General features: G+C 66.6%; 18 protein-coding genes. 8 read left to right on the top strand and 10 right to left on the bottom strand.

Translation table 11 applies throughout. The features are described from left to right. The first annotated feature begins 38 nt into the window (after window positions 1-38). Window positions 39-1,448, top strand: coding sequence for a class II fumarate hydratase (gene fumC, locus DBV10_RS09335; protein WP_124512874.1), 1,410 nt, complete (start codon window positions 39-41; stop codon window positions 1,446-1,448). A gap of 168 nt (window positions 1,449-1,616) precedes the next feature. Here fumC and DBV10_RS09340 read toward each other — a convergent pair whose 3' ends face one another. The 6 genes from DBV10_RS09340 to DBV10_RS09365 all read right to left on the bottom strand — a co-directional run bounded on the left by DBV10_RS09340 (window position 1,617) and on the right by DBV10_RS09365 (window position 6,864). Further along, window positions 1,617-2,435, bottom strand: a complete 819-nt coding sequence (locus DBV10_RS09340) for a Crp/Fnr family transcriptional regulator (protein ID WP_124512876.1) — start codon at window positions 2,433-2,435, stop codon at window positions 1,617-1,619. Between the two features lie 140 nt (window positions 2,436-2,575). Beyond that, complete coding sequence (locus DBV10_RS09345; RefSeq protein WP_124512878.1) at window positions 2,576-3,265, bottom strand: response regulator; 690 nt, start codon at window positions 3,263-3,265, stop codon at window positions 2,576-2,578. Then, the gene (locus tag DBV10_RS09350) at window positions 3,262-4,827 is read right to left on the bottom strand and encodes an ATP-binding protein (RefSeq protein WP_124512880.1); all 1,566 of its coding nucleotides are present in this window, start codon (window positions 4,825-4,827) and stop codon (window positions 3,262-3,264) included. Before DBV10_RS09350 ends, DBV10_RS09345 begins: the two co-directional genes overlap by 4 nt. 16 nt (window positions 4,828-4,843) lie before the next feature. Next, window positions 4,844-5,131, bottom strand: a complete 288-nt coding sequence (locus DBV10_RS09355) for a hypothetical protein (protein WP_124512882.1) — start codon at window positions 5,129-5,131, stop codon at window positions 4,844-4,846. Window positions 5,132-5,167: 36 nt separating this feature from the next. After that, window positions 5,168-6,052 carry an intradiol ring-cleavage dioxygenase gene (locus tag DBV10_RS09360; protein ID WP_124512884.1) on the bottom strand — a complete coding sequence of 295 codons (885 nt, stop codon included), beginning with the start codon at window positions 6,050-6,052 and terminating at the stop codon, window positions 5,168-5,170. Window positions 6,053-6,261: 209 nt separating this feature from the next. Next, on the bottom strand, window positions 6,262-6,864 hold the full coding sequence (locus DBV10_RS09365; protein WP_124512886.1) for a TIGR00645 family protein: 603 nt from the start codon (window positions 6,862-6,864) through the stop codon (window positions 6,262-6,264). Between the two features lie 195 nt (window positions 6,865-7,059). On the opposite strand from DBV10_RS09365, the gene acs reads away from it, so the two are divergent. Next, window positions 7,060-9,054: an acetate--CoA ligase gene (acs, locus tag DBV10_RS09370; RefSeq protein WP_124512888.1), complete on the top strand. Its 1,995-nt coding sequence runs from the start codon at window positions 7,060-7,062 to the stop codon at window positions 9,052-9,054. A 296-nt stretch (window positions 9,055-9,350) separates the two neighbouring features. Here acs and DBV10_RS09375 read toward each other — a convergent pair whose 3' ends face one another. Further along, a complete protein-coding gene (locus DBV10_RS09375) occupies window positions 9,351-9,656 on the bottom strand; it encodes a c-type cytochrome (RefSeq protein ID WP_124512890.1) in 306 nt (101 codons plus the stop codon). 115 nt (window positions 9,657-9,771) lie between these two features. Between DBV10_RS09375 and DBV10_RS09380 the strand changes: the two genes are divergently transcribed. After that, on the top strand, window positions 9,772-10,014 hold the full coding sequence (locus DBV10_RS09380) for a TIGR04438 family Trp-rich protein (protein ID WP_124512892.1): 243 nt from the start codon (window positions 9,772-9,774) through the stop codon (window positions 10,012-10,014). Window positions 10,015-10,148: 134 nt separating this feature from the next. Here the strand turns inward: DBV10_RS09380 and ilvD (DBV10_RS09385) are convergent, their stop codons facing one another. After that, window positions 10,149-11,852, bottom strand: coding sequence for a dihydroxy-acid dehydratase (gene ilvD, locus DBV10_RS09385; RefSeq protein WP_124512894.1), 1,704 nt, complete (start codon window positions 11,850-11,852; stop codon window positions 10,149-10,151). Between the two features lie 250 nt (window positions 11,853-12,102). Here ilvD (DBV10_RS09385) and ilvD (DBV10_RS09390) point away from each other — a divergent pair, with 250 nt between their 5' ends. Next, the gene (gene ilvD / locus DBV10_RS09390) at window positions 12,103-13,962 is read left to right on the top strand and encodes a dihydroxy-acid dehydratase (protein WP_124512896.1); all 1,860 of its coding nucleotides are present in this window, start codon (window positions 12,103-12,105) and stop codon (window positions 13,960-13,962) included. 132 nt (window positions 13,963-14,094) lie between these two features. Here ilvD (DBV10_RS09390) and bfr read toward each other — a convergent pair whose 3' ends face one another. Then, window positions 14,095-14,574 (bottom strand): bacterioferritin, encoded by a 480-nt coding sequence (gene bfr / locus DBV10_RS09395; RefSeq protein ID WP_124512898.1) that lies wholly within the window; start codon window positions 14,572-14,574, stop codon window positions 14,095-14,097. A gap of 160 nt (window positions 14,575-14,734) precedes the next feature. On the opposite strand from bfr, the gene lgt reads away from it, so the two are divergent. Continuing rightward, the gene (lgt, locus tag DBV10_RS09400) at window positions 14,735-15,562 is read left to right on the top strand and encodes a prolipoprotein diacylglyceryl transferase (RefSeq protein ID WP_124512900.1); all 828 of its coding nucleotides are present in this window, start codon (window positions 14,735-14,737) and stop codon (window positions 15,560-15,562) included. Window positions 15,563-15,909: 347 nt separating this feature from the next. After that, window positions 15,910-17,406 (top strand): M20 family peptidase, encoded by a 1,497-nt coding sequence (locus tag DBV10_RS09405; RefSeq protein WP_124512902.1) that lies wholly within the window; start codon window positions 15,910-15,912, stop codon window positions 17,404-17,406. A gap of 15 nt (window positions 17,407-17,421) precedes the next feature. Here the strand turns inward: DBV10_RS09405 and DBV10_RS09410 are convergent, their stop codons facing one another. Then, a complete protein-coding gene (locus DBV10_RS09410) occupies window positions 17,422-18,339 on the bottom strand; it encodes a DMT family transporter (RefSeq protein WP_124512904.1) in 918 nt (305 codons plus the stop codon). A 124-nt stretch (window positions 18,340-18,463) separates the two neighbouring features. Between DBV10_RS09410 and DBV10_RS09415 the strand changes: the two genes are divergently transcribed. Together DBV10_RS09415 and DBV10_RS09420 are read left to right on the top strand one after the other, a co-directional pair. Beyond that, complete coding sequence (locus DBV10_RS09415; protein ID WP_124512906.1) at window positions 18,464-19,381, top strand: LysR family transcriptional regulator; 918 nt, start codon at window positions 18,464-18,466, stop codon at window positions 19,379-19,381. Window positions 19,382-19,784: 403 nt separating this feature from the next. Continuing rightward, window positions 19,785-20,330: a hypothetical protein gene (locus DBV10_RS09420; protein WP_124512908.1), complete on the top strand. Its 546-nt coding sequence runs from the start codon at window positions 19,785-19,787 to the stop codon at window positions 20,328-20,330. Window positions 20,331-20,869: the final 539 nt, after the last annotated feature.

Consider the following 20,869-nt stretch of genomic DNA (forward strand, 5'->3'; position numbering starts at 1 on the left):
TCCACTCCCATTCGCTCACCGAGCGGCAAGGCCCCACCGTGAAAACCTCCACCCCCGACGCGACCGCATACCGCACCGAAAAAGACACCTTCGGCCCCATCGACGTGCCTGCCCAGCGCCTGTGGGGCGCGCAGACGCAGCGCTCGCTGCACCACTTCGCCATCTCGGGCGAGCGCATGGCGCCGGAGCTGATCCGCGCGCTAGCCCAGGTCAAGCGGGCCAGTGCCTATGTGAACAACGCGCTGGGCCTGCTCGATGCGGCCAAGACCACCGCCATCGTGGCAGCGGCGGACGAGGTGATAGGCGGCGGCCACCTGCAGGAGTTCCCGCTGGTGGTGTGGCAGACCGGCTCGGGCACGCAGACCAACATGAACATGAACGAGGTGCTGGCCAACCGTGCGAGCGAACTGTTGGGCGGCCCGCGCGGCGAGGCGCGCCTGGTGCACCCCAACGACGAGGTGAACAAGAGCCAGTCGAGCAACGACGTGTTCCCCACCGCCATGCACCTGGCAGCGGTGGACGCGCTGATGCACCGCCTGCTGCCCGCGCTGCACGGCCTGCGCACCACGCTGGCGGCCAAGGCCCAGGCGTTGGACGGCATCGTGAAGATCGGCCGCACGCATTTGCAGGACGCCACGCCGCTCACGCTGGGCCAGGAGATTTCGGGCTGGGTGGCGCAGCTGCAGCATGGCGAGCAGCATGTGCGCGCCGCGCTGCCCCACCTGGGCGAACTGGCCCTGGGCGGCACGGCCGTGGGCACGGGGCTCAATGCCCCCGCCGGTTATGCGCACGCGGTGGCCAAGGAATTGGCCGACCTGACCGGCCTGCCGCTGGTCACCGCCCCCAACAAGTTCGAGGCCCTGGCCAGCTGCGATGCGCTGGTGCATGCCCATGGCGCGCTCAAGACCCTGGCGGCCAGCCTGATGAAGATTGCCAACGATGTGCGCTGGCTGGCCAGCGGCCCGCGCAGCGGGCTGGGCGAGATCACCATCCCCGAGAACGAGCCGGGCTCGTCCATCATGCCGGGCAAGGTCAACCCCACGCAGTGCGAGGCGCTGACCATGCTGTGCGCGCAGGTGATGGGCAACGACGTGGCCATCAACATCGGCGGGGCCTCGGGCAACTTCGAGCTGAACGTGTTCCGCCCCCTGGTCATCCACAATTTTTTGCAGAGCGTGCGCCTGCTGGCCGATGGCATGGCCAGCTTCAACGAGCATTGCGCCGTGGGCATCAAGCCCAACCAGGCGCGCATCAACGACCTGGTGGAGCAGTCGCTGATGCTGGTGACGGCACTCAACCCCCACATTGGCTACGACAAGGCCGCCTTCATTGCCAAGAAGGCGCACAAGGAAGGCACCAGCCTGCGCGCGGCGGCCGTGGCCTCGGGCCATGTGACGGGCGAGCAGTTTGACCAGTGGGTGGTGCCCGCGCAGATGGTGGGGCGTTGACGCCAGCGTGGGGTGCTGCGCCCCCAGTGTGCCCTGTATGCCACTGGATTTATGAAGAAAACAGGCGTTTGCGCGCGTCCATCAAGCGCTGTTTGCTATCAAATTTGATGGTTTGAGGTGTGGCGGGAGGGATCGGGCTGACGGGGCGGTCTGCCTCCTCACCGGTTCTCAGCGCGGCGAATCGCCCTGGCTCCCGCCCATTGTTTCGGCCCGGGCGTCGGACACCTCCTGCTGCACCAGCGCTTCGAGCTGATCCTGCTGGTAGACCACGATGCTACGCTGGTGGATGCCGATGATGCCCTCGCGCTCCATCCACTTGAGTTCCACGTTGATGCGCTGGCGCGAGCCGCCCAGCAGCTGCGCCAGCTCGTCCTGCACCAGCGACAGCCCGATGGCGCCGCGCTGGCCCGGCATGGCGGCACGCTCGCCAAAGCGGCGCAGCACATGCAGCAGCTGCTTGGCCAGCCGTGCGCGCAGGGGCAGGGTGGCCATGTCTTCCATCATCCAGTACAGGTAGCGCATGCGCCGTGCCTGCAGCGTGAGCAGCGCCTCGCCAAACTCGGGGTGTGCGCGCAGCAGCTGGCGGAACACGCCCTCGGCCAGGCTGAGCACCGTGGTGGGCCCGTGGGCATGCCCGTCGTAGGTGTTGGGCCCGCCGTGCAGCACCTCGGCCTCGCCCACCCAGATGCCGGGCTCTACATAGGCCAGCGTCACCTGCTTGCCTGCGGGTGTGGTGCGCCGAAAGCGGATGGCGCCACTGGCGCAGGCAAACCAGTCCTGGGCGGGTTCGCCCTGCAGGACGATCGCCTGGCCATGCGCATAGCGCGTGACGCGGCCCAGCCGGAAGATGTCGTGCCGCAGCGAGGGCGTGAGCGCCGCGAACCAGCGGCCGCGGTTGATGGCCTCGCGCTCGGCCGGGCTCAAGAAGGGCCGCTGCAGGGGGTGTTCAAGGCTGGCGGAGGGCTCGGGCAGGGTGGTGGCGGACATGGTGGCGGGCTCTCTGGGCACAGGGCCGGAGGGGGCACTGCGCTGTGCAGGGTCGGCAGGGGCGAAAGCGCCAGTTTAGCGGCGGGCCCCGGTCGGCCACCCTCCGTGGCCGCACCTGCGCGACACTGCGGCACGCTGGCTCAGTTCGTTGCGCCCGGGTCGAGCGCAAAGCCCACGCCATACACCGAGCGGATCCAATCGGTGTCATCACCACTGGCGGCCTTGAGCTTCTTGCGCAGGTTCTTGATGTGGCTGTCGATGGCGCGCTCGTTCACGTCCAGCGTGTCGTCATAGGCCTGGTCCAGCAGCTGGGCGCGCGAGAAGATGCGGCCCCGCTGGCGCGCCAGCACCTGCAGCAGCTTGAATTCGCGGCGGGTGAGGTTGAGCGGCGTGCCATGCAGCGTGGCCTGCCACAGGGGCTCGTCCAGCACCAGGGCCACGGCCACACCTTCCACGCCCACCAGGGGCGCTGTGCGGCGCAGCACGGCCTTGACGCGGGCCACCACCTCGCGTGGCGAAAACGGCTTGCAGATGTAGTCGTCCGCGCCCAGCTCCAGGCCGATCAGGCGGTCCACCTCTTCCACGCGGGCCGTGAGCAGGATGATGGGGTGCTGGGTGTGGCGCCGCGCCTGCCGCAGGATGTCGAGGCCGTCCAGGCCGGGCAGCATGATGTCCAGCAGCGTGAGGTCGGGCGGCGTGGCAACGATGCTGGCCAGCGCGGCGCGGCCTTCGGCCTGGTGTTCGACGGTGTAGCCCGCGTGGCGCAGGTAGTCCACCACGATGGCGGCGATGTCGGGTTCGTCTTCGACGACGAGGATGCGGTGGTTCATGGTGCAGTGTTGTCGAGAAGGGGGATCTGCAGCGTGACGCGCAGGCCGCCCAAGGGGGATGCTTGCGCCGTCAGCGTGCCGCCATGCGCCAGCACGATGGCGCGGCAGATCGCCAGCCCCAGGCCCGAGCCGCCGTGGTCGCGGTTGCGCGAGGTTTCGGCGCGGTACAGGCGCTCGAAGATGCGCGGCAGCTCGTGCGCGGGCACGCCGGGGGCGCTGTCGTCCAGCTGCACCTGCAGCACCCGCAGGTGGGCCGCACCGCCGGGTGCCGCCACTGCGCGTGCCGTGATTTGCAGCAGGCCGCCCGCGTCGGTGTAGCGCAGGCTGTTTTCGAGCAGGTTCATGAACACCTGGTGTAGTTGCTGCGCGTCGCCCCGCACCAGGGGTGCAGGCTCCTGCGTGGCCAGGGCGTCCAGGTCCGTGGCATCCACACCAATGCCCGCCTGCGCCAGGCGCGGGCGCATCGACGCCAGCGCTTCGGCCAGCAGCGACAGCGGGTGCACGGGCACCTGGGCCGAGGGCGCGCTGGTGCCCGCCGCATCCAGGCTGGCGCGCAGGTCGCCCACCAGCTGGATCAGCCGCATCACCTGGCGGTGCAGGCGCAGCGCGGTCTTGTCGTCAAAGGGGCGGATGCCGTCCTGCACGGCCTCGATCTCGGCGCGCATGGCGGCCAGGGGGGTGCGCAGCTCGTGGGCCACGTCGCCCAGCCATTGGCGGCGGCTGGCCTCGATGCTGCTCAGTTGTTCGGCCATGGTGTTGAAGGTGCGGGCCAGCTGGGCCAGTTCGTCATTGCCATGCACGGGCACCCTGGTGTGCAGGTGGCCTTGGGCGATGCCCCGTGCGCCGGTGGCCAGGGCTTCGACCGGGCCCAGCCAGCGCCGGGCCAGCCAGCCCGACAGCACCAGCGCCAGCGCCAGCCCGGCCAGGCCTGTCCACGCCACAAAGCCCAGGTGCTGGGCCAGGAAGGCCTGGTCGGCCTCGCTGCGCACGCCCTGGGGCGGCGCCAGCACCAGGTGGCCGATGGTCTGGCCGTCCAGGCCATGCAGTGCCAGGCGCGCGCCACCGGGCTGGGGCGCGGTGCCTATCACCAGGCGCTCTTGCGCATCCACCAGGCCCAGGCGGGGGTGGATGTCGTCGGGGTGGCGCTGGGGCGGAAAGCTGCCCCGGCCCTCGGTGCGGAGCTTGTCGGGCGGCGGTGGCGGCGGGGCTGCTGCATCTGCCTGACCGGGGGGCAGGCCGGGGGGCGCGTCCCGCAGGTCGCCGGGGGGCTGGGCACCTTCTTCTGGGCGGGGGGGGCCGGGCCGGCGCGGGCCGCCCGGGTGCGTGAGCCGGCCCCACAGCATGGGCTGGTTGCGCAGGCTGTCCCATCCGCCTGCCTGGGTGTGGTGGGACTGCAGGCGTTCGGCCAGCCAGTCCATGCGGCCCAGCTCGATCTCGGCCACATACGGCCCCAGGCCCCGCTGCAGGCCCAGGCGCGAGAAACCCGCAAAGATCAGCAGCAGGGCCACCAGCAGGGCGGCCAGGGCGATGAAGGCTTTGCGGTGCAGGGTCAGGTGGGGCATGGGGCTGCGATGGCGGTCAGCGGGCAGGTGGCGGGCCACCCGCGCCGCCGGGGCCGCCAGGCCCGCCGGCGGGCTGGGCCACCAGGGTGCCGTTCATTGTGCGGCATGTGCCGGGGAGGGTTTTACCGTCCGGCATGGTCAGCGTGACGGCCGCGCCTTCGGCTTTGCCCTTGCAGGCCGCATAGGCCTCGGGGGGCGGTGCGGGCGGGGTGCCGCCGCGCTCCGGCTGGGCCCAGGCGGTGAGGGTGGTGGCGCCCAGGGCCAGAAGGGCCAGGCGGACGAGAGACGTGCGGATCGAGTGCATGGAGGGGCCTTGAAAGGTGAAGGTCTTGGGGCGGAATCAGGCCGCGATCGAGAGCGTGATGCTGGCGGCGTAGCCTCCGCCTGTGTTGGCCTGCATGGTGGTCATCTCCAGATCGGTGCCATCGCTGAAGACGTTGTCGGTGGCAAAGCTGATGGCCGCCAGATTGCGCACGCTGGCGCTGTAGCCCGTGTTGCTGTTGTAGATGCTGCTGAGCATCGCGGTGGGGAAGGCCAGCTGGGTGGTCTTGACCTTGTTGGCCGCCTTGGTGGCCGAGGCCAGCGTGGGGTACACCTCCAGGTGCATGTGGGGCATGCGGCCCGCGTAGCAGCCGGGCACGATGGTGGTGAAGGTGACGGTGCCGCTGGCATCGGTGGCCTGCACGCCGCGCAGGTGGTTGTCGGCGATGTTGTTCGAGGTGTAGACCGAGTAGTTGCCGTCCTGCGTGCAGTGCCACAGGTAGATCGCGTAGCCCGCCAGCGGGGCGCAGCTGGCCTTGGTGTTGGTCAGCGTGATGGTGATGGTGAGGGGCACGCCCGCAACCTGGGTGGACGAGCCGATGGAGCTTCGGATGTCCGAGCGCACGATGCCGCTGAGCGCCAGCACGTTGTAGGTGTTGTTGCTGGCCGTGGAGCCATCGGCGGGGTAGGGGCCTGCGGTTTCCTCAGGGGCGACCGAGCAGGTCGTGGTGGTGCCCGTGCCCGTCCCCGTTGTTCCGCTTCCGGAGCCGGTTGCCGTGCCGGTGCCTGTTCCTGTGGCAGTGCCCGTGCCCGTTCCGGTGCTGGTATCGGTGGTGCTGGTGGCGTCGCTGCCGCCGCCGCAGCCCAGCAGCGAGGCCATGCCCAGGGAGCCCAGGGCGGTGATTGCAAGGCGGCGGTTGGCGGGAGGCTGCGCCGGCAGGGCGGGGGCTGGGATACGGTCCATGGGTTTCTCCTTCGGGTGGGTACTGCCTGCACTGTGCCGCCCGAATGGGGAGAAATATGGGAGCGCGGGGCGCTCAGTGAAGAGGTGGTTGCTTCACTTTTGATAGCTGGTTGCGCTTGTGCATCCAGCGCTGTGGGCGATTTTTCTGCATCACCATGCAGGTTGCACGCCGGGCCGGGCGGGCCCAGGCGTGCGGTGGGGGCTCCGTCTCAGTGCTTGTCGCCTGTGTGCGACATCAACCGGTCGGTGAGTGCAATGGCCAGGGCGCTGAGCAGGAACACGGTGTGGATGATGGTCTGCCACATCAGCACCTTGAGGTCGTAGTTGGCCGCGTTGATGAAGGTCTTGAGCAGGTGGATCGAGCTGATGCCGATGATGGCGGTGGCCAGCTTGACCTTGAGCACCGAGGCGTTCACATGGCTCAGCCATTCGGGCTGGTCGGGGTGGTCCTCCAGGTGCAGGCGCGAGACGAAGGTTTCATAGCCGCCCACGATCACCATGATCAGCAGGTTGGAGATCATGACCACGTCGATCAGCGCCAGCACCACCAGCATGATGATGGTCTCGTTGAGCGCCGTGACCTGGTAGTCGCTCTTGTAGCCAATGCTGGACACCAGGCTTTGCAGCGCCGCAGTGTTGCCAAACGCCGCCTCGATCAGGTGCACCAGCTCCACCCAGAAATGGAACACATACACCGCCTGCGCCAGGATCAGGCCCAGATACAGTGGCAATTGCAGCCACCGGCTGGCGAAAATCATCGACGGCAGGGGGCGCAGCGGCGCGGAGGAGGGGGTGGGTTTAGGGGTGGACATGTCACGCGCAATAGGTTGGAGAGGCGCGATTTTAGGGGGCGAGCGTGACAACCCTGCGCCCGGCAGGTTTGTGGCTGGAGCGCAGGGGGCGCCGCAGGCCCGTGGCCGGGCCTGTAAGCTTCGTGCCAGTCAGTGGCCTGTAAGTGCCGGGTCCGACAGTACCGCCCAATTTCACTAGATCCAGGAGACAAATCCATGAGTGCGTCCACATCCGCCATCGAGTCCGTGCTGGTCGAGAACCGCGTGTTCCCCCCTTCGGACGCCATTGTCAAAGCCGCGCGCGTGTCCGGCATGGCCGGCTACGACGCACTGTGCGCCGAGGCCGAGAAGGACTTCGAAGGCTTCTGGGCGCGCCAGGCGCAGGGCAACCTGCAGTGGACCAAGCCCTTCACGCGCACGCTGGATGAATCCAACGCCCCCTTCTTCCAGTGGTTTGCTGACGGCGAGCTCAACGCCTCGGCCAACTGCCTGGACCGCCACATTGGCACCCCCACCGAGAACAAGACGGCCATCGTCTTTGAAGCTGACGACGGCACCGTCACCAAGATCACCTACAAGGAGCTGCTGGCCCGTGTGAGCCAGTTCGCCAACGCGCTCAAGGCCCATGGCGTGGCCAAGGGCGACCGCGTGCTGATCTACATGCCCATGACCATCGAAGGCGTGATCGCCATGCAGGCCTGCGCGCGCATCGGCGCCACGCACAGCGTGGTGTTTGGCGGCTTCAGCGCCAAGGCCGTGCACGAGCGCATCATCGACGCGGGCGCCGTGGCCGTGATCACCGCCAACTACCAGATGCGCGGCGGCAAGGAGCTGCCGCTCAAGGCCATCATCGACGAAGCCCTGGCCATGGGCGGCTGCGGCACCCTCCGCAATGTGTTCGTCTACCAGCGCACGGCCACGGCCTGCGCCATGGTGGCCGGGCGCGACAAGACCTTTGCCGAGGCCCTGCAAGGCCAGAGCAGCGAATGCGCTCCTGTGGCCGTGGGCGCCGAGCACCCGCTGTTCATCCTCTACACCAGCGGCTCCACCGGCAAGCCCAAGGGCGTGCAGCACAGCACCGGCGGCTACCTGCTGTGGGCCAAGATGACCATGGACTGGACGTTCGACCTGCGCGCCGACGACGTGTTCTGGTGCACGGCCGATATTGGCTGGATCACGGGCCACACCTACGTCGCTTATGGCCCGCTGGCCGCAGGCGCCACACAGATCATCTTTGAAGGCATCCCCACCTTCCCCAACGCGGGCCGCTTCTGGCAGATGATCGAGCGCCACAAGTGCACGATCTTCTACACGGCCCCCACCGCCATCCGCTCGCTCATCAAGGCGGCCGAAGCCGACGAGGCCGTGCACCCCGCGCGCTCTGATTTGTCGAGCCTGCGCATCCTGGGCAGCGTGGGCGAGCCCATCAACCCCGAAGCCTGGATGTGGTACCACAAGAACGTGGGCGGCGAGCGCTGCCCCATCGTGGACACCTTCTGGCAGACCGAAACCGGCGGCCATGTCATCACGCCGCTGCCCGGCGCCACGCCGCTGGTGCCCGGCAGCTGCACGCTGCCCCTGCCCGGCATCACGGCCGCCATCGTGGACGAAACCGGCAACGATGTGGCCAACGGCGCCGGTGGCATCCTGGTCATCAAGCGCCCCTGGCCGAGCATGATCCGCACCATCTGGAACGACCCCGAGCGCTTCAAGAAGAGCTACTTCCCCGAAGAGCTCAAGGGCTACTACCTGGCCGGCGACGGCGCCGTGCGCAGCGCCGACCGGGGCTACTTCCGCATCACCGGCCGCATCGACGACGTGCTGAACGTGTCGGGCCACCGCATGGGAACGATGGAGATCGAATCGGCCCTGGTGGCCAAGACCGACCTGGTGGCCGAGGCCGCCGTGGTGGGCCGCCCCGACGATGTGACTGGCGAAGCCATCTGCGCGTTTGTGGTGCTCAAGCGCTCGCGCCCCACAGGCGAAGAGGCCAAGCAGATCGCCAACGAACTGCGCAACTGGGTCGCCAAGGAAATCGGCCCCATCGCCAAGCCCAAGGACATCCGCTTCGGCGACAACCTGCCCAAGACCCGCAGCGGCAAGATCATGCGCCGCCTGCTGCGCAGCATCGCCAAGGGCGAAGCCATCACGCAGGACACCAGCACGTTGGAAAACCCCGCAATCCTGGATCAGTTGGCCCAGACCAACTGATCCAGAAGGCGCCGTGCAACGTGCAACGGCGCCAGCGCGCAGCGCTTGCCGGATTCGGGGACACTCATATCGCGCAGCGATGTGATGTGGCCACCGAACCCTGGCCGTTCACTCACCGCCAGTGATCGAAGCCGCGAGCCAATGGTTCCACAAGGCGCTGTAGTCACAGCGCCAGCGCTCAGCGCTTGCAAGGCCCCAAAACAAAAGCCGCGCCACATTTCTTGTGGCGCGGCTTTTTTTGCCGCTGTCCCGGGGGCTGCACCCCAGAACAGCAGAATCGCAAACAGTGCTTTACTTTACTTCTGCGTCAGCACCCAGGCAGCCAGCTTCTTGGCTTCGGCGTCGTTGACTTGTGCATTGGCGGGCATGGGCACAGGGCCCCAGACGCCAGAGCCGCCCTTGATGATCTTGGCGGCCAGCTTGTCCACGGCATCCTTTTGACCGGCGTATTTGGCCGCAACTTCCTTGTATGCGGGGCCCACCAGTTTCTTGTCCACGGCATGGCAGGCCATGCAGTTCTTCGAGGTTGCCAGGGCCAGATCGGCCATTGCGGGGGCCGCAACCGACAGCGTCATGGCAAGGGTGATCAGGGTACGCTTCATGGTGGGATTTCCTGTGGTTGAGTTACAGTGCTTTTAATGGAATTGTAGTGACTTGGGTTGACATCCCCTTGTCCCTCGTCAATCAAGCCCGTGACGGCATTTTCTGGAGATTGCGATGTATCTGCTGGGTCTTTCCCTTCTCATGCTGGCACTGAAATATTTTGAAATCGGCCCCGTGGCCACCTGGTCCTGGTGGTGGGTGCTGGCCCCCTTTGCCGCCACGGCGCTGTGGTGGGCCTGGGCCGATTCCACGGGCTACACCAAGCGCAAGGCCATGGAGAAGATGGACCAGCGCAAACAAGACCGCATCAACAAGCACAAGGAAGCCCTGGGCATTCGGCCGCGCAAGCCGCGCTGAGCAAATGGGCGCACGAGCGCCAAAAACAAAAACGCCCGCAGCCATGCGCTTCGGGCGTTTTTTGTTGCTGGGTCCAGAGCGCGAGGATGGGCGGTGCAAATTCAGCTCCCGCCCAGCCCGCCTCTGCGGATGGATCAATACGCGTCCAGCACCGCACCCTTGCTCGCGCTCGATGCATTGAACGCGAACTTGGCCTGCACGCCCCGCGTGTAGCGCGGTGCGGGCGCCGTCCAGCCGGCGCGGCGCTTGGCGATCTCGGCTTCGGGCACGTTCAGTTCCAGCAGCAACTGGCGCGCGTCGATGGTGATGCTGTCGCCCTCGTTGACGAAGGCGATCGTGCCGCCGGCAGCCGCTTCGGGCGCCACGTGGCCGACCACCATGCCCCAGGTGCCGCCGGAGAAGCGGCCGTCGGTGATCAGGCCCACGCTTTCGCCCAGGCCGGCGCCGATGAGGGCACCGGTGGGGGCCAGCATCTCGGGCATGCCGGGGCCGCCCTTGGGGCCCAGGTAGCGCAGCACCATCACGTCGCCGGCCTTGATCTTGCCGGCCAGGATGGCTTCCAGGGCCGATTGCTCGTCGTCGAACACGCGGGCCGGGCCGGTGATCACGGGGTTCTTCAGGCCCGTGATCTTGGCCACGGCGCCTTCGGGGCTGAGGTTGCCCTTCAGGATGGCCAGGTGGCCCTGCGCGTACATGGGGTTGTCGATGTTGCGGATCACGTCCTGGTCGGCGCGCGGCACATCGGGCACGTCCTGGAGCACTTCGGCAATGGTCTTGCCGCTGATGGTGATGCAGTCGCCGTGCAGCAGGCCGGCCTTGAGCAGCACCTTCATCACCTGCGGAATGCCGCCTGCGCGGTGCAGGTCCACGGCCAGGTACTTGCCGCTGGGCTTCAGGTCGCACAGCACGGGGGTCTTCACGCGCACGCGCTCGAAGTCGTCAATGCTCCACTCCACGCCCGCCGCGTGGGCGATGGCCAGGAAGTGCAGCACCGCGTTGGTCGATCCGCCGGTGGCCATGATGACGGCCACGGCGTTCTCGATGGATTTGCGGGTCACGATGTCGCGGGGCTTGATGTCCTTCTTGATGGCCTCGATCAGCACCTTGGCCGATTCCTTGGCAGAGTTCATCTTCTCGTCGTGCGGGTTGGCCATGGTGGACGAGTAGGGCAGGCTGATGCCCAGGGCCTCGAAGGCGCTGGACATGGTGTTGGCGGTGTACATGCCGCCGCACGAGCCGGTGCCGGGGATGGCGCGCTTTTCGATCTCCTTGAGGTCAAAGTCGCTCAGCTTGCCCGCAGCGTTCTCGCCCACGGCCTCGAACACGCTCACGATGTTCAGGTCCTTGCCCTGGTAGTGGCCCGGCAGGATGGTGCCGCCGTACACGTAGATGGCGGGCACGTTGGCGCGCAGCATGCCCATCAGGCCGCCGGGCATGTTCTTGTCGCAGCCGCCGACCACCAGCACGCCATCCATCCACTGGCCGCCCACGCAGGTCTCGATGCAGTCGCTGATCACCTCGCGGCTCACCAGGCTGTACTTCATGCCTTCGGTGCCCATGGCCATGCCGTCGCTGATGGTGGGGGTGCCGAACACTTGGGCATTGCCGCCCGCTTCCTCGATGCCGGCGATGGCCGCGTCCGCCAGCTTCTGCAGGCCGCTGTTGCAGGGCGTGATGGTGCTGTGGCCGTTGGCCACGCCGACCATGGGTTTCACGAAGTCGCCTTCTTCGTAGCCCATGGCGTAGTACATGGAGCGGTTGGGGGCGCGCGACTTGCCCTGGGTGATGTTGGCGCTGCGGCGGTTGATGGGCGCGGAGGGCTTGCTGGAGTCGGTCATCGTGGGGCGTCCTGATAGTCGGGGTTGGGGACTGGAGCGGAATGGATCATTCTGCCAGCGCCGTCGCAGAGCGTGGGGGCTGTCCCTGCAATCCCCAATGCCGCCGCCCCAGGCGGGCCCATATGAGGGTGGGCGATAATTAACAGGTTTGCCCCCTGCACGGCTCAAGAGGCTGTTGCGACGGGTGCGAGAGGGGTCTGTATTCCCGTGGCCCGCTTCACTTCCCCGCGATATTCCCTAAGCCAGCACGATGCCCATCTACCGTTCCAAAACCTCCACCGCCGGTCGCAACATGGCAGGCGCGCGCTCCCTGTGGCGCGCCACCGGCATGAAAGACGATGATTTCAGCAAGCCCATCATCGCGGTGGTCAATTCATTCACCCAGTTCGTGCCCGGCCACGTGCACCTGAAGGACCTGGGCCAGCTGGTGGCCCGCGAGATCGAAGCCGCTGGCGGCGTGGCCAAAGAGTTCAACACCATCGCCGTGGACGACGGCATCGCCATGGGCCACGACGGCATGCTGTATTCGCTGCCCAGCCGCGACATCATTGCCGACTCGGTCGAGTACATGGTCAACGCCCACTGCGCCGACGCCATGGTGTGCATCTCCAACTGCGACAAGATCACGCCCGGCATGCTGATGGCCGCCATGCGCCTGAACATCCCGGTGATCTTCGTCTCGGGTGGCCCCATGGAAGCCGGCAAGACGCGCCTGGCCAACCCCGTCACCAAGGTCATGGAGTTCAAGAAGCTCGACCTGGTGGACGCGATGGTGATCGCCGCCGACAGCAATTACTCCGACGCCGACGTGGCCGAGGTGGAACGCTCGGCCTGCCCCACCTGCGGTTCGTGCTCGGGCATGTTCACCGCCAATTCGATGAACTGCCTGACCGAGGCGCTGGGCCTGTCGCTGCCCGGCAACGGCACCGTGGTGGCCACCCACGCCGACCGCGAGCAGCTGTTCAAGCGCGCCGGCCGCCGCATCGTCGAGATCGCCAAGCAGTATTACGAGCAGGACGACGAACGCGTGCTGCCGCGCTCGGTGGGCTTCAAGGCGTTTGAAAATGCCATGACGCTGGACATCGCCATGGGCGGCTCCACCAACACCATCCTGCACCTGCTGGCGATTGCGAGCGAGGCAGAGATCCCGTTCACCATGGCCGACATCGACCGCCTTTCGCGCGTGGTGCCGCAGCTGTGCAAGGTGGCGCCCAACACCAACAAGTACCACATCGAAGACGTGCACCGCGCAGGCGGCATCATGGCCATCCTGGGCGAGCTGGACCGTGCGGGCAAGCTGCACACCGATGTGCCCACGGTGCACACCGCCACGCTGAAGGATGCGCTGGACCAGTGGGACATCGTGCGCACGCAGGACGACGCCGTGCGCACCTTCTACATGGCAGGCCCCGCCGGCGTGCCCACGCAGGTGGCGTTCAGCCAGGCCACCCGCTGGCCCAGCCTGGACCTGGACCGCGCCGAGGGCTGTATCCGCTCGTACGACCACGCGTTCAGCAAGGAAGGCGGCCTGGCCGTGCTGACCGGCAACATCGCGGTGGACGGCTGCGTGGTCAAGTCGGCCGGTGTGGACGAAAGCATCCTGGTGTTCGAGGGCACAGCCCATGTCACCGAGTCGCAGGACGAGGCCGTGGCCAACATCCTGGCCGACAAGGTGAAGGCCGGCGACATCGTCATCGTGCGCTACGAAGGCCCCAAGGGCGGCCCCGGCATGCAAGAGATGCTGTACCCCACCAGCTACATCAAGTCCAAGGGCCTGGGCAAGGCCTGTGCGCTGCTGACCGACGGCCGCTTTTCGGGCGGCACCTCGGGCCTGTCGATCGGCCACTGCTCGCCCGAAGCCGCCGCCGGCGGTGCCATCGGCCTGGTGCAGAACGGCGACCGCATCCGCATCGATATCCCCAACCGCAGCATCAACGTGCTGGTGAGCGACGAAGAGCTGGCCCGCCGCCGCGAAGCGCAGAACGCCAAGGGCTGGAAGCCTGCGCAGCCACGCCCGCGCAAGGTCTCGGCCGCGCTCAAGGCTTATGCCAAGTTGGTGATGTCGGCCGACAAGGGCGCCGTGCGCGACCTGTCGCTGCTGGAAGACTGACCGGCCGCAGGGGAGGGGGCGACACCCCTCCACCATCAAAAAAGCCGCATCCCGAGGGTGCGGCTTTTTTGTGGGTGTTTGCTTTGTTTTTGATAGCATTTGGCGCTTGATGGACAAGCGCTAGGGCCCATTTTATTCCGTAGCGCTGCCCATCTGCGACTGCAGGTAGTTCTGCAGCCCGATCTTGTCGATCAGGCCGATCTGCTTCTCCAGCCAGTAGGCGTGGTCTTCCTCGGTGTCGCGCAGCTGGGCCAGCAGCAGGTCGCGGCTCACGTAGTCGCCAACGCTTTCGCACAGGGCCATGCCTTTTTGCAGGGCGGCGCGCACCTCGTATTCGGTGGCCAGGTCCTTTTTCAGCATCTCGGGCACGGTCTCGCCCGGGGTGAAGGGGTTGGGGCGCATGTCCGGGCGGCCGCCCAGGAAGAGGATGCGGCGCAGCAGCGCGTCGGCGTGCTGGGTTTCTTCCTGCATCTCGTGGTCCAGGCGGGTGTAGAGCTTGATGAAGCCCTGGTCCTCATAGAGGCGCGAGTGCGCGAAATACTGGTCGCGTGCGGCCAGCTCGCCGCGCAGCAGTTCCTTGAAATAGTCGATGACTTGTGGGTTGCCCTGCATGTTGTTGTCCTTGTCTTGAAGCGGGGAGTATCGCGCTGGCCTTCGCCCTTTGGGGTGAATGTCCCCGCCGGCCCGGTCTGCATGCGCACCGGGATCAGAAGCATTTGCATTGGGGTGGCAAGCCTGGGGCCATCCACGGCGCGGCACAATACCGCCCACCATGTTGACCTACCCCCACATCGACCCCGTCGCACTGCAGATCGGCCCGCTGGCCATCCACTGGTACGGCCTTACCTATCTGGCGGCCTTTGGCCTGTTCATGCTGCTGGGCATCCGGCGCCTGCGGCACGAGCCCTTTGCCTCCATCACCGGCCCGGCCGCCTGGACGCGCAAGGACGTGGAGGACATCCTCTTCCTGGGCGTGGCCGGTGTGGTCATCGGTGGGCGGCTGGGGTACTGCCTGTTCTACAAACCCGGCTACTACCTCAGCCACCCGCTGGAGATCTTTGCCGTGTGGCAGGGCGGCATGGCCTTTCACGGCGGGCTGCTGGGCGTGATTGCGGCCATGCTGTGGTTTGCGCATTCGCGCCAGCGCCCGTGGCTGCAGGTGGCGGACTTTGTGGCGCCCTGCGTGCCCACCGGCCTGGCGGCGGGACGCGTGGGCAACTTCATCAACGGCGAGCTGTGGGGCCGATTTGCCAGCCCCGACCTGCCCTGGGGCATGGTGTTTGCGCACAGCGGCTCGATGCAGCCGCGCCACCCTTCGCAGGTCTACCAGTTCCTGATGGAAGGGCTGCTGCTGTTCATTCTGCTGTGGCTGTACGCGCGCAAGGAACGCCGCCCGGGCCAGGTGGCGGCCGCCTTCCTGTTTGGCTACGGCGTGTTCCGCTTCATCGCTGAATACTTCCGCGAACCCGATGCCTTCCTGGGCATCCTGTCGCTGGGCATGAGCATGGGGCAGTGGCTGTGCGTGCCCATGGTCGCAGGGGGCATCGGGCTCTGGCTGTGGGCGCAGCGCCAGCCGGTGGTGGCGTTGGGTGCTAGATAAATCGCCCTGTAGCGCTTGATGGATAAGCGCTAGCAGCTATCAAAAATGTAGTTCTATGAGCCGCTGGCGCTGCACCGGGCCGGCGGCTTTTTCATCGCCGGGCCGCCCCAAGATGAAAAGCGGCCCCTTGGGGAGCGACCACACGGAGTGGGGAGTGTGGGGGCAATTTTTCATGCCCGCCAAAACAGCCGGCCGCCCGCGCAGCCACTGTGCATGAATGTCGCCCACCCGAAGGTGGGCGGGAGCAAGTTGCACTATGCTTGGGCAACATTTGGTTACCGGTGTGGTGCCGCGCCTTGGCGCGCGGACGCCCTCGGTGATTCCCCCCTGAGAAAGCTCCGAAAGACATGATCAAGAAACTCCTGCTGGGGCTGCTCGCCCTGGCGGTGCTGCTGGCTGCGGCCCTGGGCATCAACACCGCACGCAAGGGCTCGCGCCAGCTGGACGTGGCGCCCATCGCCCGCCTGCCGGTGGATGATGCCGCCGTGGCCCAGCGCCTGGCCGAGGCGGTGCGCCTGCGCACCGAATCCTCGCGCGATGACGACAAGGCCAGCATGGGCCAGTTCCTGCAGCTCCATGCGCTGCTGCAGCAGCGGTTTCCGCTGGTGCATGCCAAGCTCCAGCGCGAGGTGGTGGGCGGCCTGAGCCTGCTCTACACCTGGCCCGGCAAGGATGCCAAGGCTGCGCCGGTGATGCTCATGGCCCACCAGGATGTGGTGCCCGTGGCACCCGGCACCGAGGGCGACTGGGCGCAGCCCCCGTATTCCGGCGCCATCCAGGATGGGTTCGTCTGGGGCCGGGGCTCGTGGGACGACAAGGGCAATCTCATGAGCCAGCTCGAGGCCGTGGAGATGCTGCTGGCCAGCGGCTTCACGCCTGAGCGCACCATCTACCTGGCCTTTGGTGCCGACGAGGAAGTGGGCGGCCTGCGCGGTGCCGCCAAGATCGCCGCGCTGCTGCAGGAGCGCAAGGTGCGCCTGGATTTCGTGATCGACGAAGGCCTGTTGATCCTGGACGGCGTGATGCCCGGCCTGTCCAAGCCCGCCGCCGTCATCGGCGTGGCCGAGAAGGGCTATATGTCGGTGGTGATGACCCTGTCGGGCACGCCCGGGCACTCGTCCATGCCGCCGCACAAGGGCAGCAGTGCCATTGCCATGATGAGCGACGCGCTCAAGCGCCTGGACGAAGAGCCCATGCCCGGCGGCATCCATGGCGTGGCGGGCGAGCTGTTCGACACGCTCGCGCCCGAGATGGGCGGCGTGAACCGCGTGGTGCTGTCCAACCTGTGGCTGTTCCGCCCCGTGGTGCAAAAGCAGCTCGAAGGCGCGGCCAGCACCAACGCCATGCTGCGCACCACCACGGCGCTGACCATCGTGAGCGCGGGCAACCGCGACAACGTGGTGCCCGGCCGCGCCGAGGCCACGGTCAACTTCCGCCTGCTGCCCGGCGACACCCAGGAGCAGGTGATGGACCATGTGCGCAGCAAGATCAGCGCGCCCCCCGTGCAGGTGGAGCTGAGCACGCTGCCGGGCGCGGTGGATGCGTCCAAGGTGGCGCCCACCGACTCCGCCCAGTACCGCCTGCTCAACCAGACCATCCGCGAAGTCTTCCCCGACGTGCTGGTGGCCCCGGGCCTGATGGTGGGGGGAACGGATTCGCAGCACTACGGCGCCATCAGCGACCACATCTTCAAGTTCTCGCCCGTGCGCGCTAATTCAGAAGACCTGAAACGATTCCACGGCACCAACGAGCGGCTGGAGGTCGCCAACTATGCGGATGCGATCCGGTTCTATCACCGGCTGATGGGCCAGATCAGCCAGACCGCAGCGCCCAGCAAGCCCTGATGCGACCAAGAAGAATCAGGCGGGCGATGGGCTCCGCCGGGCCATGGTCCACAGCGCTGCCCCCACGATCAGCGCGCCGCCCAGCCAGGCGGCGGGGCTGAGCTGCTCGCCCAGCCAGAACACCGCAAACAGCGCGCCAAAGGCCGGCTCGCTGCCCATGAGCAGGCCCACGCGGGTGGGCGGGCTGTGGCGCAGGGCCCAGTTCTGCACCACAAACGCAAACACCGTGCAGCCCAGCACCAGGTAGATGCAGGCCAGCCAGAAGGCGCTGCCATCGCCCAGCGAAGGCAGCGGTGGCAGCGTGCCCGGCAGGGCCAGCGCCAGCAGCAGGCTGCCCAGGCCGATCACGCCCGCCTGCACGGCCGTGAGGGCCAGCACGGGCGCGTGGCGGCGGCGCGTGAGCCGCGTGGTCTGGCACACGGTGATGGCGCGCAGCACGGCGGCGGCCAGCATCAGGGCGTCGCCCCAGCCCCACTGGCCTGAGTAGCCCCCGCTGAGCAGGGCCGCGCCGAGCAGCGAGACGGCGGCAAAACCAAACATCGCACGCTCGGGCCGCTGGCGCAGCAGCCACCATTCGGCAAACGGCGTGAACACCACACACAGGCTGATCAGAAAGGCTGCATTGCTGGCCTGCGTGAGCGCCAGCCCAAAGGTCTCGCACAAGAAAATGCCCAGCATCAACGCGCCCAGGGGCAGACCCGTCGCCAGGGCATCGCGCCGCTCTGGCGCCGGGGCGCGCAGCAGCGCAGGCAGCAGCAGCGCAAAGGTCAGCAAAAACCGCACGGCCAGAAAGCCCAGCACCGGGTAGAACACCAGCGCCCCCTTGGCCACGCCATAACTCGTGCCCCACACCACGGCGACCAGCAGCAACGCCAGGTCAGACAGGCGCGGAGCCAGGGGGGGGGCGGGGGTGAGGGGCAGGGTCGGGTGCATGGGGGGCGAGCGGGTCAGGTCGGCGGGTGGAGGAGGGGCTCTGCGTGGGGCTGGCAGGGCACTTAAATTATCGATTTGCTCATGCATGGTGATAATCGCCATCCAAGAACAGCATTTGTGCCCAATGAGCATCAATCAACCCCTCGACAGCCTGCCCGACATGGCGGTGTTCGCGCGCGTGGTGGATGCGGGCAGCTTTTCTGCAGCCGCCCGGCAACTGGGCATCACCCCGTCGGCCGTGAGCCGCCAGGTGGCGCGGCTGGAAGGCACGCTGCGCGTGCGCCTGCTGGAGCGCACCACCCGCAAGCTCAAGCTCACCGACGCCGGGGCCGCCGCCTACAGCCGCTGCCAGGCCTTGGTGGCCGCCGCGCGCGAGGTGTGGGCGCTGAGCGACACCCACTCTGCCGCGCCCTCAGGCCTGGTGCGCATGAGCATGCCCAAGGCCGTGGGGCGCCAGCTGGTGCACCCGTTGGTGCTACCGTTTTTGCAAAAGTACCCCGAGGTGGATGTGCAACTGCTCATCACCGACCGCACGGTGGACCTGTTCGAGGAATCCATCGACCTGGCCCTGCGCGTGACCGACACCCCGCCCCCCGGCCTGGCAGGGCGGCCGCTGGCCAGCTTGCACCACTGCATCTGCGCCAGCCCCCAATATCTGGCGGAGCGCGGTCACCCCCTGCACCCGCGCGATCTGGAACGGCACGCCTGCATCACCCTGGGCGAGGACGAGCGCGACCGGCACTGGCGTTTTGAACGCGCGGGCGAAGCCGCCACTGTGGCCGTGCGTGGGCGCTACGTGGCCAACCACAGCGAGGTGCGGCTGGAGGCGGCGTTGAGTCACCTGGGCATTGCCAGCCTGCCGGGCTTTGCGGCGCGGGCCGCGCTGGAGCGGGGCGACCTGGTGGCCGTGCTGCCGGACTGGCAGCACAAAACCTCGTATGCGGGCACGGCCTGGCTGCTGTACCCGCCGAATCGGTTTTTGCCCGCGAAGCTGCGGGTGTGGATTGACCACCTGGTGCTGGGGTTTGCGGGGGTGGGGTAGGTGGTTTGGGTTGGTTTTTTTGGGGGGGCTGCCGGGGAGTTTCGGCGCCTCCAGAGCTGGCCCTGCGTGCGCTCAAGATCAGGACGGTTTGCGGGGGCTAGCGCAGGCGATGGGTAGCAATGAGTTGCGCGGCTGACTGCAAAGCTCTTGGTAACCGCCGGTCAATCTATTCTTTGTGCCCGCTGGATTCGGCCGCTTGACCGGTTGCTGCGGGCCCAAAGGCGACTGCGAGCGTCACTCCCCAGTCCGGTCATTGATTCACAGCCCGACCTGCCCTCAGTCCACTAAGTGCCGTCGAAGAACCTGGGGTCAACGAGACACCCTGCACGCTATGCTTGACGGTGCCGTGCGCGCTTTGTGCTCCGGCCGCCCTTCACCTTGTACTTTAGACCTCACCTGAGCAATGACAGCGAACGTCAGAATCGCATGGCATTGGATCGTCTACGATCCTGCTGAAACAAGATCGAAGATTGAGCAACGTCTTATTGACGTTGGTGCGCCGATGACGCTGATTGATCGCGCGGTCTATGTCATTCGCATGAGACCGCCGTTTGCGATCAACTACCCGAAACGTTACACGCCTGTGCTCTACATCGGAGAGGGCGATCTTTTGAGCCGCCTTCTCTCCCACAGGAAGTGGGCCATCCGCATGCAGGAGATGGGATTCAGATTCCCTCTCGAAGTTGCCATTTGCTGTCCGCGTGTTCGGAATAGTCCCGACGCATATCGTGTTTTTGAGGCGCATTTGTTGAATGTGTTCTATGAGCGCTACGGCTCGTTGCCTTTAAAGAACAGCATTCACGAATACAAGGCCTACGATCATCAGTACGAGCGCATTGCTACGAATATTGTTTTAGGGCCCGGGAGTGGCAATAGACATCTGTGGGCGATCCAGCCGCTGCCTTCCAATCCGTTTCAGGCAGTATTTGCTCGCACTCATGAGGTCTAGCCTGGCACGGGAGCCTACTTGCAACGGCTGGTCACTTCAAACCTTCGCTTCGTTCTGGGCCTTCTGTTTGGAGCCGCGGCTCGTGGATCTGCTTCAACGTTGAGCGTCCGGTTGCGTAAGCCGCCTACACCGTTCCTGGCCGTCGGGCTGCGATCGTCAATCCGTCTTCGCTGGGGACGCGGCAGGCAGGCGCGCTGAGATGGGACTAGCCGGAGGACCGGAGTGCGGCGAGTGCCCCTTTTTTTGAGCGTAGGCATAGTCTGACCAGCCTCCGCGTTGCTCTACCGCCGCAATCCCCCACTTTTGTGTAACCGAACCCTTCAACACGCATTTTTTGCTTGTTATTTTGCGTAATTATGAGAAATTACGTGCATGGCGAAGCGATGCGCCCGGTAACCAGCTTTTAACGGTGTGTTGCGAACAGTAAAGGTGGGGAGTCCGTTGCATGTTTGCGGCGGCTCCTTCCGGTCTGTGCGCGCCACTGGAATCAAGCGATCAACCAAGTACCCCAGCGGGTCGATGACCCTGGAGCCCTGCCC

The organism is Acidovorax sp. FJL06 (genome assembly GCF_003852545.1).
In the GTDB taxonomy this organism is placed as follows: Bacteria; Pseudomonadota; Gammaproteobacteria; order Burkholderiales; family Burkholderiaceae_C; genus Acidovorax.

Excerpts from the sequence above, each read along its gene's own strand:
- DBV10_RS09340 (WP_124512876.1), bottom strand. The coding sequence starts at position 2,435 with ATGTCCGCCACCACCCTGCCCGAGCCCTCCGCCAGCCTTGAACACCCC.
- DBV10_RS09345 (WP_124512878.1), bottom strand. The coding sequence starts at position 3,265 with ATGAACCACCGCATCCTCGTCGTCGAAGACGAACCCGACATCGCCGCC.
- DBV10_RS09350 (WP_124512880.1), bottom strand. The coding sequence starts at position 4,827 with ATGCCCCACCTGACCCTGCACCGCAAAGCCTTCATCGCCCTGGCCGCC.
- DBV10_RS09355 (WP_124512882.1), bottom strand. The coding sequence starts at position 5,131 with ATGCACTCGATCCGCACGTCTCTCGTCCGCCTGGCCCTTCTGGCCCTG.
- DBV10_RS09360 (WP_124512884.1), bottom strand. The coding sequence starts at position 6,052 with ATGGACCGTATCCCAGCCCCCGCCCTGCCGGCGCAGCCTCCCGCCAAC.
- DBV10_RS09365 (WP_124512886.1), bottom strand. The coding sequence starts at position 6,864 with ATGTCCACCCCTAAACCCACCCCCTCCTCCGCGCCGCTGCGCCCCCTG.
- acs (WP_124512888.1), top strand. The coding sequence starts at position 7,060 with ATGAGTGCGTCCACATCCGCCATCGAGTCCGTGCTGGTCGAGAACCGC.
- DBV10_RS09375 (WP_124512890.1), bottom strand. The coding sequence starts at position 9,656 with ATGAAGCGTACCCTGATCACCCTTGCCATGACGCTGTCGGTTGCGGCC.
- DBV10_RS09380 (WP_124512892.1), top strand. The coding sequence starts at position 9,772 with ATGTATCTGCTGGGTCTTTCCCTTCTCATGCTGGCACTGAAATATTTT.
- ilvD (WP_124512894.1), bottom strand. The coding sequence starts at position 11,852 with ATGACCGACTCCAGCAAGCCCTCCGCGCCCATCAACCGCCGCAGCGCC.
- ilvD (WP_124512896.1), top strand. The coding sequence starts at position 12,103 with ATGCCCATCTACCGTTCCAAAACCTCCACCGCCGGTCGCAACATGGCA.
- bfr (WP_124512898.1), bottom strand. The coding sequence starts at position 14,574 with ATGCAGGGCAACCCACAAGTCATCGACTATTTCAAGGAACTGCTGCGC.
- lgt (WP_124512900.1), top strand. The coding sequence starts at position 14,735 with ATGTTGACCTACCCCCACATCGACCCCGTCGCACTGCAGATCGGCCCG.
- DBV10_RS09405 (WP_124512902.1), top strand. The coding sequence starts at position 15,910 with ATGATCAAGAAACTCCTGCTGGGGCTGCTCGCCCTGGCGGTGCTGCTG.
- DBV10_RS09410 (WP_124512904.1), bottom strand. The coding sequence starts at position 18,339 with ATGCACCCGACCCTGCCCCTCACCCCCGCCCCCCCCCTGGCTCCGCGC.
- DBV10_RS09415 (WP_124512906.1), top strand. The coding sequence starts at position 18,464 with ATGAGCATCAATCAACCCCTCGACAGCCTGCCCGACATGGCGGTGTTC.
- DBV10_RS09420 (WP_124512908.1), top strand. The coding sequence starts at position 19,785 with ATGACAGCGAACGTCAGAATCGCATGGCATTGGATCGTCTACGATCCT.